This window comes from Achromobacter aegrifaciens, from assembly GCF_902859965.1.
Taxonomy (GTDB): domain Bacteria; phylum Pseudomonadota; class Gammaproteobacteria; order Burkholderiales; family Burkholderiaceae_B; genus Achromobacter; species Achromobacter aegrifaciens.
Window position 1 is genome coordinate 959,049 of record NZ_CADIKO010000003.1, and the last position, 14,386, is coordinate 973,434.

At 65.6% G+C, this 14,386-nt stretch carries 10 protein-coding genes and 1 tRNA gene; 9 read left to right on the forward strand and 2 right to left on the reverse strand.

What is annotated here, in order from left to right; all coding sequences use genetic code 11:
- Positions 1 to 267: 267 nt before the first annotated feature.
- Positions 268 to 344 (reverse strand) — tRNA-Met (locus HV793_RS23415).
- A 68-nt stretch (positions 345 to 412) separates the two neighbouring features.
- On the opposite strand from HV793_RS23415, the gene scpB reads away from it, so the two are divergent.
- From scpB to typA, 8 genes are all read left to right on the forward strand, one after another.
- Complete coding sequence (gene scpB, locus HV793_RS23420; protein WP_374762709.1) at positions 413 to 1,651, forward strand: SMC-Scp complex subunit ScpB; 1,239 nt, start codon at positions 413 to 415, stop codon at positions 1,649 to 1,651.
- A gap of 35 nt (positions 1,652 to 1,686) precedes the next feature.
- Positions 1,687 to 3,471: a pseudouridine synthase gene (locus tag HV793_RS23425; RefSeq protein WP_054450989.1), complete on the forward strand. Its 1,785-nt coding sequence runs from the start codon at positions 1,687 to 1,689 to the stop codon at positions 3,469 to 3,471.
- A gap of 391 nt (positions 3,472 to 3,862) precedes the next feature.
- Positions 3,863 to 4,366, forward strand: coding sequence for a ribosome maturation factor RimP (gene rimP / locus HV793_RS23430; RefSeq protein WP_054450990.1), 504 nt, complete (start codon positions 3,863 to 3,865; stop codon positions 4,364 to 4,366).
- The gene (nusA, locus tag HV793_RS23435) at positions 4,363 to 5,841 is read left to right on the forward strand and encodes a transcription termination factor NusA (RefSeq protein WP_054450991.1); all 1,479 of its coding nucleotides are present in this window, start codon (positions 4,363 to 4,365) and stop codon (positions 5,839 to 5,841) included. The genes rimP and nusA overlap by 4 nt, the downstream gene beginning before the upstream one ends.
- A 91-nt stretch (positions 5,842 to 5,932) precedes the next feature.
- Positions 5,933 to 8,974: a translation initiation factor IF-2 gene (gene infB / locus HV793_RS23440; RefSeq protein WP_054450992.1), complete on the forward strand. Its 3,042-nt coding sequence runs from the start codon at positions 5,933 to 5,935 to the stop codon at positions 8,972 to 8,974.
- A 24-nt stretch (positions 8,975 to 8,998) separates the two neighbouring features.
- Positions 8,999 to 9,400, forward strand: a complete 402-nt coding sequence (gene rbfA / locus HV793_RS23445; protein WP_006388333.1) for a 30S ribosome-binding factor RbfA — start codon at positions 8,999 to 9,001, stop codon at positions 9,398 to 9,400.
- Positions 9,401 to 9,437: 37 nt separating this feature from the next.
- Positions 9,438 to 10,190, forward strand: a complete 753-nt coding sequence (gene truB / locus HV793_RS23450; RefSeq protein WP_054450994.1) for a tRNA pseudouridine(55) synthase TruB — start codon at positions 9,438 to 9,440, stop codon at positions 10,188 to 10,190.
- On the forward strand, positions 10,187 to 12,010 hold the full coding sequence (typA, locus tag HV793_RS23455) for a translational GTPase TypA (protein WP_054450995.1): 1,824 nt from the start codon (positions 10,187 to 10,189) through the stop codon (positions 12,008 to 12,010). The genes truB and typA overlap by 4 nt, the downstream gene beginning before the upstream one ends.
- A 77-nt stretch (positions 12,011 to 12,087) precedes the next feature.
- Here the strand turns inward: typA and cynR are convergent, their stop codons facing one another.
- Complete coding sequence (gene cynR, locus HV793_RS23460) at positions 12,088 to 12,999, reverse strand: transcriptional regulator CynR (protein WP_054450996.1); 912 nt, start codon at positions 12,997 to 12,999, stop codon at positions 12,088 to 12,090.
- Between the two features lie 153 nt (positions 13,000 to 13,152).
- Between cynR and HV793_RS23465 the strand changes: the two genes are divergently transcribed.
- Entirely contained in the window at positions 13,153 to 14,379 is a 1,227-nt protein-coding gene (locus HV793_RS23465; protein ID WP_175214003.1) for a muconate cycloisomerase family protein, read from the forward strand.
- The last annotated feature ends 7 nt before the right edge of the window (positions 14,380 to 14,386 follow it).

The following is a 14,386-nucleotide window of genomic DNA, read 5'->3' on the forward strand; positions in this document are numbered from 1 at the left end:
CGCTCAATCCCGATTGGCGCGGTCGTTTCGGCACATGTCCGGGGTATCTCTATCCGGGGCGCATGGCGGTAAACACAGGAATCCAGTGAGAACTACGCAAACCCATGCAGTCTGTTGCTGGCGAGCCGCCGAGGCTGCCGGTGCGGCGGCGGGTGCCTGTGCTGCCGTGCTGCGCACGTCGGTGCGGCCGGGTTTGCTGGATCTGCGGATTTTTTCCGGCGCCGCAAATGAAAAAGGCCCGGCGAAATCGCCAGGCCTGAATCAATTTGGTTGCGGGGGCAGGATTTGAACCTACGACCTTCGGGTTATGAGCCCGACGAGCTGCCAGACTGCTCCACCCCGCGTCTGAGAAATGAATAGTAGCCTTATTTTCAACCTAGCGCAAGTTAGCCCTTTTTGAATTTGAATGTCGATGAACGATAGCGAGGCAATACTCGTGTTGGAAACCGCGCTGCTTTGCGCGGCGCAGCCGATGCAACTGTCCGATATGCGCAAGCTATTCGGGGACGATGAACAATTCGACAACAGCGCATTGCGCACGCTTCTGGAAACGTTGCAGGCCAATTGGGCCGATGGCGGGCTGGAGCTGGTGCAGTTGGCCACCGGATGGCGCTTTCAGAGCCGTCCGCGCATGCAGCGCTACCTTGAGCGCCTCAATCCGGAAAAGCCGCCCAAGTATTCGCGCGCCGTGATGGAAACGCTGGCCATCGTGGCCTGGCGCCAGCCGGTGACGCGGGGCGACATCGAGGATATCCGCGGCGTCACCGTGTCTTCGCAGATCGTGAAGGCGCTGGAGGACCGCGGTTGGATCGAGGTCATCGGCCACCGCGACGCGCCGGGCCGTCCGGCGCTGTTCGGCACGACGCGCCAGTTTCTCGATGACCTGGGCCTGCGCGCCCTGGACGAATTGCCGGCGCTGGAATCCGCGCAGGCCGCGGCCGCGCTCGCCGGGCTGGATCTGGGTGAAGTGCAGCAGGTGCTGGGCGGCGAAGCGCCCGCCGCCGAGGATGCGTCCACCGAGGACGCCGACGCTGCCGGTCAAGCGGTTGCCGAGGCTGCGGAGGGCGTCGAGGGTGAGGCGAGCGCCGAGGGCGAGGTTGGCGGCGAAGCCGAGGCTCGTCCTGGCGGCGAACCTGCGGCTACGGCAGGCGAGGGTGAGGCGTCCGAAGTCAGTATTCCGGTTGCGGAATTGTCTGTTTCGGAACAGGATGTACCCATCGCTCCCGTCGATAGCGTAGAATCCATGCTTTCGCGCACAGAAGAAGGCGCGGATCCCGCCGACGAATCCACCGTCCGGGAGCAAGCCGAAGGCTTGTCCAATACGTCAGCCACGTCCGGTTTTCCCGACGATGCGGCTGACAACGACATTTCCGATATGGCCGCCGATGCCCCAGAAGCCGGCGCTGCAAAGGAAAGCGTCGAGAACGCAAAACACGCGGAACCGACCGACCCGATTGACGAGACCGATACCGCGGCGCCTGACGCCGCCGGGCATGAGCCCGCTTCCGGTCTTGCCGATCCTGTTCGGCCTGGCCCGGATGCCGCCTCTCCGGAATCGGACGAGGCAGGCGTCGAGCGGCCCGAGGCCGACCGACAGCCGGCGTCCCCAGATGATGACGAGCCTGCCGCAGGCAGGCCCACCCAAGTTTGAAATTCGGAGCTGTCCCAGTGACAACGAATACAGCAATGCAGGACGACAATCCCCGTTCGGATGATGCCGCTTCCAATGGCCAGCCGGAATCCGCCGCGCGTGAGCCGGCGGCTGAAGGCGAGACGGGAGCCCGCGGCAGGGGCCGCAAGCTGAGAACGCCGTTCCGCCGTCGCCGCGGCGATACCGCCGCCGAGCAGGCGCCGGCCGGCGAAGCGCAGCCCGCGGCGGCTGCCGCCCCTCAGGCCGAGCCGCAGGAGTCGCGCGGCACCGAGCAGGAAGCCGAGCAGGCGTTGTCGTACCTGGAAACCGCTGACCGCATGGAGCAGCGTCTGGGCAAGTACCTGAACAGCGATTCGGTCATGCCCAAGCTGCACAAGGTGCTGGCGGACGCCGGCATCGGTTCGCGCCGCGAAATGGAAGAACTGATCGTTGCGGGCCGCGTGTCGGTCAACGGCGAGCCGGCCCATATCGGCCAGCGCGTGGCGCCCAATGACCAGGTGCGCGTCAACGGCAAGCCCATCATGCGCGTCAATACGAAAAAGCCGCCGCGCGTGATCCTGTATCACAAGCCCGCTGGCGAGATCGTCAGCCATGACGACCCGGGCGGCCGCGCAAGCGTTTTTGCCCGCCTGCCGAAGCTGCGCACGGGCAAGTGGCTGTCGGTCGGCCGTCTGGATCTGAACACGGAAGGCCTGTTGATCTTCACGACCTCCGGCGACATGGCCAACCGCATCATGCATCCGCGCTACGGCACGGAACGCGAGTACGCGGTGCGTGTGCTGGGAGAAATGGACGAGGCTCAGCGCCAATCGCTGGTCGACGGCATCGAGCTGGACGACGGCATGGCTGCCTTCGGCGCCCTGGACTACCTGGGCGGCGACGGCAGCAACCGCTGGTACCGCGTCACCCTGCAGGAAGGCCGCAACCGCGAAGTCCGCCGCATGTTCGAGGCCGTGGGCGTCACGGTCAGCCGGCTGATCCGCACCCGTTTCGGCGACGTGGTCCTGCCGCGTACGCTGCGCCGCGGCCGCTGGGAAGAACTGGATTCTTCCCTGGTCACGGCCTTGATGGTCCAGTTGGGCCTGGTGCGCGACGACGATGAATCCGGCGGCAACCGTCGCCGCTCCAAGCAGCCGCAGTCGCATGACAGCGCGCTGCCCCCGGGTTTCGGCACCATGGACCGCAACGGCATGAACGGCGCGCGCATCGGCCGCCGCGGCAAGCTGCAAGGCGGCCGCTTGGGCAGCGCAGGCCAGGCGGCCGCGTGTCCGTCGGATCCTTTTGGCACGGGCCTGATGATTGCCGGTGGTTATGCCAACGGCCATCCCCTGTCGGGAGAGGGCGCTGGGGGCAACCGCAAGGGCGGCAAGCCTGGCGGCGGCCGTTCCGCAGCGGGGGCGGGCGGCAAGGCCGGCGGCAAGCAGGGCGGGGGCAAGCCTGGTGGCAAGTCCGGCGGCAAGCCGCGCGGTCCGCGCGCGGCTGCGGCGGGCGGCCAGCCTGGCAATGCCGTGTCGGTCGAGGCTGGCGGCGGCAATGTCGCGGAAGCGCCGGCTGGCGGTCGTCGCTCGGCTGGCGGCAAGCCTGCCGGTGCGCGTGGCAATAGCGGTCGCGGCGGCAAGCCGGCAGGCGCCGGTGGCGGCCGTAGCGGTAACAAGTCGGGCGGCGCCGGCGGCAATAAGGGGCCGAACGCTGGCGGCAAGCCGCGCGCACCCCGTAATGCCTCGTCGTCCCCGCGCGGCGATGACTGGCAGCCGCGCGGCGCTTCGGCGCACGAATCCCGTCTGGGCGTGATGGGCGGGCGCGGTCGTCAGGGTCGCTGAAGGCCTGCGGGCGGCGCGCCGGACGCGCCGCTGCGCGGGATATGTCCCGCATAAACGTAAGCCCGCGACGAATCAGGCGTTTTTCCAGTTTATCTGGTAAAATCAATGGTTTTCATGGCTTCGCGCCGTCGCCTTTTGCGTGCCCGCAAGGAAAAGCACGCAAATACAGGGGCGGCAAGAGCTGGCAGTTTGCATCGGACTTTGCGCCTGGTGCTGCCTGGCCCGGGTTGCGGGTTGGGGCGGCGGGTCTTAATGGCCTTGGGGCGGCGCAAGCCAAATTTAGGTCGCAATATAGGGCACTGCCCAGCATTGCTCCTTACGTGCAGTAGGGTGGCGGCTGGGCGCTGTGCAATACGGTGGGCTGGGCGTGCAGCCCATTTTTTTTGAGTATATGGCTGATTTATTCGCATTGACCAAAGAGGCTCTGGCCGGCATGGACGTCGAACTCGTGGACGTCGAGCGTGCCGCCCTGGGCCTTTTGCGCGTCACGATCGATCGGGTCGGCGGTGTGCGCATCGAAGACTGTGAACAGGTGTCCCGCCAGTTGTCGCGGGTGTTCGAAGTCGAGAACGTCGACTACAAGCGGCTGGAAGTCGGTTCGCCGGGCGTCGACCGCCCGCTGCGCAACGAGGCCGACTTCCGCCGGTTCGCAGGCGAGCGCATCGAAATCAAGCTGCGCGAGGCATTGGACGGCCGCAAGGTCTTTGCCGGCACCCTGACGGTGCCCGAAGACGACGCCGCAGCCTCCGACGCGGCTGCTGGAATGCAAAAGACCGTGTTCGGTCTCGAATTTGAGGCAAAAAAGAACGACGTCCAGGTATTGAATTTCACGGTCGACGATATCGAACGTGCAAAACTGGATCCCGTTCTGGATTTCAAGGGCAAAAAGCGATGAGTCGCGAAATTCTTCTGTTGGTCGATGCCTTGGCGCGTGAAAAGAACGTCACGCGCGACGTCGTGTTCGGAGCGCTGGAAAGCGCGCTGGCCTCGGCGATGAAAAAGCGCTTCAAGGATGATGCGGACATCCGTGTCGCCATCGATAGGGACACGGGCGATCACGAAGGCTTCCGCCGCTGGCTGGTCGTGCCCGACGAGGCTGGCCTGCAAGAGCCCGACAAGCAGGAAATGCTGTCGGACGCGCAGGAAATCGTCCCCGGCATCAAGGAAGGCGAGTACATCGAAGAGCCGCTCGAACCCATCGAGTTCGGCCGCATCGGCGCGCAGGCCGCCAAGCAGGCCATTCTGCAGAAGATCCGCGACGCCGAGCGCGAGCAGGTGCTGAACGACTTCCTGGACCGTGGCGAGACCATCGTGTCCGGCACGATCAAGCGCATGGACAAGGGCGACGCCATCGTCGAAACCGGCAAGATCGAAGCGCGCCTGCCGCGTTCCGAAATGATCCCGAAGGAAAACCTCCGGGTGGCCGACCGCGTCCGCGCCTTTGTGTTGCGCGTAGACCACGCCGCGCGCGGCCAGCAGGTGATCCTGTCGCGCACCGCGCCGGAATTCATCCGCCAGCTGTTCGAGAATGAAGTCCCCGAAATCGAGCAGGGCCTGCTGGAGATCAAGGCCGCGGCCCGCGACGCCGGCGTGCGTGCGAAGATCGCCGTGGTGGCATACGATAAGCGCATCGACCCGATCGGCACCTGCGTGGGCATGCGCGGTTCGCGCGTGACCGCCGTGCGCAACGAGCTGGGCGGCGAACAGGTCGATATCGTGCTGTGGTCGGAAGACCCCGCGCAGTTTGTCATCGGCGCCCTGGCGCCGGCCAACGTCGAGTCCATCGTCGTTGATGAAGACAAGCACGCGATGGACGTCGTGGTGGACGAGGAAAACCTGCCCAAGGCCATCGGCGCCAAGGGTCAGAACGTTCGCCTGGCTTCCGAGCTGACCGGCTGGCAGATCAACATCATGACGCCGGAAGAAAGCCTGAACCGCCAGGAAGTCGAGCGTTCGGGCCTGCGCGCCACGTTCATGAGCAAGCTGGACGTCGACGAGGAAGTCGCTGACATCCTGATCGACGAAGGTTTTACCGGTATCGAGGAAATCGCCTACGTGCCCATGCAGGAACTGCTGGAAATCGAGGCCTTTGACGAAGACACCATCAATGAGTTGCGCGCCCGCGCCCGCAATGCGCTGCTGACCGAGGCGATCGCCCAGGAAGAGCGCCTTGAGACCGCGCAGGATTTGCTCGAACTCGAAGGCATGACGCCCGAACTGGCTGCCAAGCTGGCCGAGCGCCAAGTGCATACGCGTGATGATCTGGCCGAACTGGCGACGGACGAACTGGCGGAAATCGCCGGTCTGACCGAGCAGGAAGCCAGCGATCTCATCATGCGTGCCCGCGCCCATTGGTTCGACGAGGAATAACCAAAAGGACACGGGTCCGCGGCGGACGGAATATCCGCCGCCGCGAGTTCACGTTGTTTGTAATAGCTGCATATAGGGAAGAGAGAGCCTAATGTCGAGTAATACCGTCGCGCAGTTCGCTACCGAGCTGAAAATGCCTGCCAATGTGCTGCTGGATCAGCTGCGCTCGGCTGGCGTTGACCTCAAATCGGTCGACGATTCCGTCACCGACAGCGACAAGGCGAAATTGCTCGAATCGCTGCGTCGCGCCCACGGCGCGACCGAAGGCAAGAAGATCACCTTGACGCGCCGCCAGACGTCCGAGATCCGCCAGGCGGATGCCACCGGCCGTTCGCGCACGATCCAGGTCGAAGTGCGCAAGAAGCGCGTGTTCGTCAAGCGTGATCCCTCCGAAATCGCCCTGGAACAGGCCGCGTCCGCGCGTGCCGAAGATGAGGCAGCCGCCGAAGCGGCGCCGCAGGAAGTGTCGGCGCCCGTCGCACCCGAAGCTGCCGCTCCTCGCGAGACCGCTCCCGTCCAGGCTGAGGCTATTGCCCCGGCCAAGGCGGAAGAGCCCGTTGCTGCAGAAGCGCCCGCGCCGGTCGAAGCGCCCGCGCCTGTTGAATCCGTCGCGGCCGAAGCGCCCGCTCCCGTCGAGGCGAAAGCCGCCGAAGTCCAGGCCCAGCCTGAACCCGAACCGACGCCGGCGCCTGCTCCTGCCGAGCCCGTGGCCGAAGAGGCCAAGCCCGAAGTCAAGACTGAATCCACCGAGCCCAAGGCTGAAGAAGCCAAGCCGGAACCCGTTGTGCTAGCCAATAAGTCCGAACCATCTTCCTCCCAGGCCGCCGCGCCTGTCGCCCAGGCTCAGCCTGCCGCGAAGTCCGAACCCGTCAAAACCGCCGCGAAGCCCGAGCCCGCCGCGCCCGCCGTCAAGGTTGGCAACCGTGCGGACAACCGCCGCGCCGGCCCGCCTCTCGCGGCTTCCGCCGCGCCGGCGGCCCGCGACGAGGCCCGCCGCAAGGCCGAGGCTGAAGCCGCCGCTCTGCGCGAGATGCTGAACCGTCCGCGCAAGGTGCTGCGCGCTCCCGAACCGGAAGCGCCCGCCGCTGCCGCGCCGATCTCCGGCACGCTGCACAAGCCGGCTGGCAAGCCGGGCGCCGCTCCCGGCGCCAAGAAGGACGCCAAGCCCGCCGCTCCCGGTGCGAAGAAGACCATCAAGACCGCCGAAGTCGCTTCGACCTGGTCCGATGACGCTTCGCGCAAGAAGCCCGCGGACAAGCCGGCAGCCCCGGCCAGCCGCGACGGCTGGCGCGCTGGCGGCAAGGGCGGCGGCAAGGGCGGCCGAGGCGGCCGCAACCAGCAGAACGATCGCCGCAACGAGCCGGCGCCGCAGGAATTCATCGCGCGTGAAGTTCACGTGCCGGAAACCATCAGCGTGGCCGACCTGGCCCACAAGATGTCCGTCAAGGCCGCAGAAGTCATCAAGCAATTGATGAAGCTGGGCCAGATGGTCACCATCAACCAGGTGCTGGACCAGGAAACCGCCATGATCGTGGTCGAGGAACTGGGCCACGTGGCAATCGCCGCCAAGCTGGACGACCCGGAAGCCTTCCTGGACGAAACCGCGAGCGTGTCGGAAGCCGAACAGCTGCCGCGCGCGCCGGTTGTCACCGTCATGGGCCACGTCGACCACGGCAAGACCTCGCTGCTGGACTACATCCGCCGCGCCAAGGTTGCCGCGGGCGAAGCCGGCGGCATTACTCAGCACATCGGCGCCTACCACGTTCAGACCGAACGCGGCATGGTGACCTTCCTTGACACCCCGGGCCACGAGGCGTTTACCGCCATGCGTGCCCGCGGCGCCAAGGCGACCGACATCGTCATCCTGGTCTGCGCGGCCGACGACGGCGTGATGCCGCAGACCCGCGAAGCCATCCACCACGCGAAGGCCGCAGGCGTTCCGATGGTCGTGGCCATGACCAAGATCGACAAGCCTTCCGCCAACCCCGACCGCGTCAAGCAGGAACTGGTTGCCGAGGAAGTGGTGCCGGAAGAATACGGCGGCGACGTGCCGTTCGTGTCCGTGTCGGCCAAGACCGGCGAAGGCATCGACGATCTGCTGGAAAACTTGCTGCTGCAGGCCGAAGTGCTGGAACTGAAGGCTCCCGTCGACGCGCCCGCCAAGGGCCTGGTGATCGAAGCTCGTCTCGACAAGGGCCGCGGCCCGGTCGCGACCATCTTGGTGCAAAGCGGCACCCTGCACCGTGGCGACGTGGTGCTGGCCGGCGCAAGCTTTGGCCGCGTGCGCGCCATGCTGGACGAAAACGGCAAGCCTATCCAGGAAGCCGGTCCGTCGATCCCCGTGGAAATCCAGGGCCTGACCGAAGTGCCGGCCGCTGGCGACGAGCTGATGGTGCTGTCCGACGAGCGCAAGGCGCGCGAAATCGCGCTGTTCCGCCAGGGCAAGTTCCGCGACGTCAAGCTGGCCCGCCAACAGGCCGCCAAGCTCGAGTCCATGTTCGACAACCTGGGCGAGGGCACGCAGACCCTGGCCCTGATCGTGAAGACCGACGTCCAGGGTTCGCAGGAAGCGCTGGTGCAGTCCCTGGTCAAGCTGTCGACCGACGAAGTGCGCGTGCAGGTCGTGCACGCCGCCGTGGGCGGCATCTCGGAAAGCGACATCAACCTGGCCATCGCCTCGAACGCCGTCGTCATCGGCTTCAACGTCCGCGCCGAAGCCAGCGCCAAGAAGCTGGCCGAGAACAACGGCATCGACGTGCGCTACTACAACATCATCTACGACGCCGTGGATGAAGTGAAGGCAGCCATGTCGGGCATGTTGGCGCCCGAGAAAAAGGAAGAAGTCATCGGCTTGGTCGAGATCCGCGAGGTTTACAGCATTTCCCGCATCGGCAACATCGCCGGTTGTATGGTGCTGGACGGCCTGGTGCGTCGCGATTCGCAAGTCCGCCTGCTGCGCAACAACGTGGTCCAGTGGACCGGCCAGCTCGATTCGCTGCGCCGCTTCAAGGACGACGTCAAGGAAGTCAAGTCGGGCTTCGACTGCGGCCTTACGCTGCGCGGCAACAACGACATCCAGGTGGGCGACCAGCTGGAAGTCTTTGAAATCAAGGAAATCGCGCGTACGCTGTAAGGCGACCGCGAGGCATTTTTTCTAATGAGCCGTCACAAGTCCAAAGCCATCCCCGGCCGCAATCTGCGGCTGGCCGACCAGATCCAGAAGGATCTGGCCGGGATCATCCAGCGCGAGATCGACACGACCCGCGCTGGACTGATCACGCTCTCTGGTGTGGAATTGTCGACCGACTACGCGCATGCCAAGGTGTATTTCACGGTTCTGGGCGCCGAGCCCGAAGCCGCGACCGCCTTGCTGAACGAGAAAGCCGGTTGGCTGCATTCCCAGCTGTACAAGCTGCTGCACATACATACTGTCCCCACTTTGCGCTTCTTCCACGACGAGCAGATCGCCCGTGGCATCGAAATGTCGATCCTCATCGACCGCGCAAACCGGCCCGGCCCGCATTCGGGCGTGCCCGACGAACCTGAAGACCAGTCCTGATCGGGCTGTCGTCACTGCTTTAAACCGGATTCCGACGATGGCTAAACGACGCGGGCTTACGCTCGACGGTGTGCTGTTGCTCGACAAACCCGTGGGTTTGTCGAGCAACCACGCCCTGCAACGCGCCAAACGCGCCATGGACGCGGCAAAAGCCGGCCACACTGGCACGCTGGATCCCTTCGCCACCGGTCTGCTGGTGTGCTGCATGGGACGCGCAACCAAGATTTCCGGCGCGATGCTCAACGCCGACAAGGCATATCGCGCTACGCTGCAATTTGGCTCCGAAACCGACTCCGGCGACCTGACCGGCAATGTCGTGTCCACCGCCGAGCCGGGCTTTACCGTGGATGAGCAGGCGCTGCGCGACGCGCTGTCACGTTTCTCGGGCACGATCGAGCAGATTCCGCCCATGTATTCGGCGCTCAAGCGCGACGGCAAGCCCTTGTACGAGTACGCGCGCGCCGGCATCGAGCTGGAACGGCCGCCGCGCCAGATCACGATTTACCGCATCGAACTGCTGTCCCTGAACGGAACCGAGGCAGAGATCGATGTGGCATGCAGTAAAGGCACATACATCCGGACGCTGGCCCAGGACATCGGGCGCGTGCTGGGCTGTTACGCCCACCTGACGGCGCTGCGGCGCACGCACGTCGGGCCGTTTTCCCTGGAACGCGCCGTTGCGCTGGATGCCTTGCAGGCCATGCCAGACCCCAAGCAGGCATTGCTTGCATTGAACGAATTGCCGGAGGGCTTGCTGCCCTCCACCCTGACCTTAAAGGACTCGCTATGACTCGCGCCTTGCGCAACGTCGCCATCATCGCCCACGTGGACCACGGTAAAACCACCCTGGTCGACCAGCTGCTGCGCCAATCCGGCACCTTCCGCGAAAACCAGGCGCTGACCGAACGGGTCATGGACTCGAACGACCTGGAAAAAGAACGCGGCATTACGATTCTGGCCAAGAACTGTGCCGTCGAATACGAAGGCACGCACATCAACATCATCGACACCCCGGGACACGCGGACTTCGGCGGCGAAGTCGAGCGCGTGCTGTCCATGGTCGACGGCGTGCTGCTGCTGGTGGATGCGGTTGAAGGCCCCATGCCCCAGACCATCTTCGTGACCCGCAAGGCGCTGGCCCTGGGCCTGAAGCCCATCGTCGTGGTCAACAAGGTCGACCGTCCGGGCGCCCGCACCGATTTCGTCATCAACGCCACCTTCGACCTGTTCGACAAGCTGGGCGCCACCGACGAGCAGCTGGACTTCCCGGTGATCTACGCCTCGGGCCTGTCGGGCTACGCCGGCCTGAATCCTGAAGTGCGCGAAGGCAACATGCGCCCGCTGTTCGAAGCCATCCTCGAACACGTGCCGCAGCGCGACGACGATCCCAATGGTCCGCTGCAGATGCAGATCATCTCGCTGGACTACAACAGCTACGTCGGCAAGATCGGCGTGGGCCGCATCAACCGCGGCCGCATGCGTCCCGGCATGGAAGTGGCTTACAAGTTCGGTCCTGAAGGCCAGGGCGGCCGCGGCCGCATCAACCAGGTGCTGAAGTTCCACGGCCTGGAGCGCATCGTCGTGGACGAAGCCGAAGCCGGCGACATCGTGCTGATCAACGGCATCGAAGAGCTGGGCATCGGCTGCACGGTGACCGACACCGCCAATCAGGACGTGTTCCCGATGCTGCGCATCGACGAGCCCACCCTGACCATGAACTTCATGGTGAACACCTCGCCCTTGGCCGGCCGCGAAGGCAAGTTCGTGACCAGCCGCCAGCTGCGCGACCGCCTGGACCGCGAACTGAAGTCGAACGTGGCGCTGCGCGTGCGCGACACGGGCGACGACACGGTGTTCGAGGTGTCGGGCCGCGGTGAACTGCACCTGACCATTCTGCTGGAAACGATGCGCCGCGAAGGCTACGAGCTGGCCGTGTCGCGTCCGCGCGTGGTGTTCAAGGATATCGACGGCGTGAAGTGCGAGCCGTTCGAATCGCTGACCGTCGACGTCGAAGACGCCCACCAGGGCGGCGTGATGGAAGAGCTGGGCCGCCGCAAGGGCGACCTGCAGGACATGCAGCCGGACGGCCGCGGCCGTACCCGCCTGGAATACCTGATCCCGGCTCGCGGCCTGATCGGTTTCCAGAACGAGTTCCTGACGCTGACGCGCGGCACCGGCCTGATGAGCCACATCTTCCACGAATACGCGCCCATCAAGGAAGGCTCGATCGGCGAGCGCCGCAATGGCGTGCTGATCAGCCAGGATCACGGCGACGCCGTGGCCTACGCCCTGTGGAAGCTGCAGGATCGCGGCCGCATGTTCGTGAGCCCGGGCGATGCGCTGTACGAAGGCATGATCATCGGCATCCACAGCCGCGACAACGACCTGGTCGTGAACCCCATCAAGGGCAAGCAGCTGACCAACGTGCGCGCCTCGGGCACCGACGAAGCCGTGCGCCTGGTTCCGCCGATCCAGATGTCGCTGGAATACGCCGTGGAATTCATCGACGACGACGAACTCGTGGAAATCACGCCCAAGTCGATCCGTCTGCGCAAGCGCTTCCTGCTGGAAAACGAGCGCAAGCGCGCCGCGCGCGAATCCGCCGTCTGATGGCACGGCGCGCAGCTTGGCTGCGCTGCTACAAAGAAACGCAGCCTTCGGGCTGCGTTTTTTTTGGGGCCGCAGTGTCAGGGGCGGTTCGCGCTTGCCGCGCCAGGCAGGCGCTGCACCGCGTCCAGCAGCCGGGCGGCGAACTCCTGGGCGGCGCGGCTGCGCGAGGCTTCCTTGCGCCACAGGATGGCCGCGCGGCGGATGGTGGTGGGGTCGGTCAGCGCGATGCTCTTCAACCCCGATCCGGCCGCGCCCGCCGCATGCTCGGCGGCGATGGTCGCCAGTTCGCCCTGCCGGCACAGGTGGATCAAGGCGTCCACCGACTCCATTTCGACCCGCACGTCGGGCGTCAGCCCAGCCTGGGCGCAGGCCGCGTCTATCATGCGGCGCGTGGCGAAACTGCGCGGCAGCAGCGCCAGCGGCACGCCCGCGAGATCGCGCATGCGCAGGCTGCGCCGCGAGGCCAGCGGGTGGTTTTTGCCAACCACGACCTGCAGGCGTTCGTCGAACAGGGGTTGCGCCTCGATTTCTTCCCGCAGCGCCGGATGGAATGAAATGCCCAGGTCCAGCTGGCCGCTGACCAGCAGGTCTTCAATGGGGCCAGCCCGCAGATCGCGCACCTGGATCTGGACCTTGGGAAAGGCCAGGCTGAACCCGGCCACCGCGTCCGGCACGAAATGGGTCAGGAAGGTGGGGATGACGCCTATGGTCAGGGACCCCGCCTGCAGGCCGGCCAGATCCGCCAGGGCCATCTTGCCGGCTTCGATTTCCTGTAGCGCCCGGCTGGCGTGGTCGCGCAGCACCCGGCCCGCCTGCGACAGGCGCAGCCCCCGGCCGATGCGGTCGAACAAGGGCATGCCCAGCTCTTCTTCCAGCTGGCGCAGGCCATGCGACAGGGTGGATTGGGTGACGTGCAGGGCGTCGGCCGAGCGGGTCAGGTGCTCGGTGTCGGCGACGCTGAGAAAGTAGCGCAGCTGGCGCAATTCCATCGAGGGGCTCCTGGCGCTATGCCGGTCTGGGCGGTCGATGATTGTAAGTGTATCGTTCGATCATATCGAATGATAAATGCAATATAAATCATTGGATGCAAAACCGGCCGAGCCCTAACCTTGCCGCATCACTCACGCAGGGCTTCAGGCTTTATGACATCCGTTTCGACCCCGGCTCCGATCACGGCAGACGATGCCACCTGGCGCATCGAGCGCATCCACGCAAGAATCGTCGACATCCCGACGATCCGGCCGCACAAGTTTTCGTTCGGCGCCATCAACCGGCAAAGCCCGGTGATCGTGCAGCTCTGGCTAGCCAACGGCGCCTGCGGTTTTGGCGAAGCGGCCACGATAGGCGGCCCGTCGTGGAACGAGGAATCGCCGGAAACCATCCTGCATGCGATCCAGAACTACCTGGCTCCCGCCGTGGCCGGCGCGGATGCGCGCAGATTCGCCGAACACCTCAACCGCTTCGATGCGGTCTGCAAGGGCAATACCTTCGCCAAGAGCGCGGTCGAGATGGCGCTGCTGGACGCCGTGGCGCGCAGCCTGGGCGTGCCGGCCTGGCAATTGCTGGGCGGCAAGCGCATCGAACGCCTGCCGCTGGCCTGGACGCTGGCCAGCGGCGATTCGCAACGCGATCTGGAGGAGGCCGAGCAGATGATGCAGGCGCGCCGCCATCGCCTCTTCAAGCTCAAGATCGGCGCGCGCAGTCCGGCGGACGACGTGGCGCACGTGACGCGCATTGCGCGCGGCCTGGACGGCCGCGCCGACATGACGGTGGACGTCAACCAGGCCTGGGACGGCAACACCGCCCGCCGCTATCTGCCGCAACTGGTGGAGGCCGGCGTGACCCTGATCGAACAGCCCGTGGCGAAGTGGGACGTGCAGGCGCTGCGCGAAGCGACGCAGTCGCTGGGTTCGGCCGCGCTGATCATGGCGGATGAAACCGTGTGCTCCGCGCAGGACGCCTACATGCTGGCCGCGCAGCGCGCCTGCCATGTGTTTTCCCTGAAGGTCGCCAAGCACGGCGGGCTGCTGCGCACGCGCGAGGTCGCGGCCGTGGCGCAAGCGGCCGGCATCGGCTGGTACGGCGGCACCATGCTGGAAACCTCGCTGGGAAGCGCGGCGTCGGCGCACGTGTTCGCCACGCTGTCCGACCAGCACCACGGTTGCGAACTGTTCGGCCCGCAATTGCTGGTCGACGACATCGTCCAGCAGCCCATGACCGTGCGCGACTTCGAACTCCACCTTCCCGACGGCCCCGGCTTTGGCGTCGTCGTCGACGAAAAACGGCTGGAACGTTTTGACCGCGCAAGGGCGGGCCTGACGCCCGCCACGGTCGACTTCGGCCGCCGCGGCGAGGCCGCTGCGACCTGACCCATCA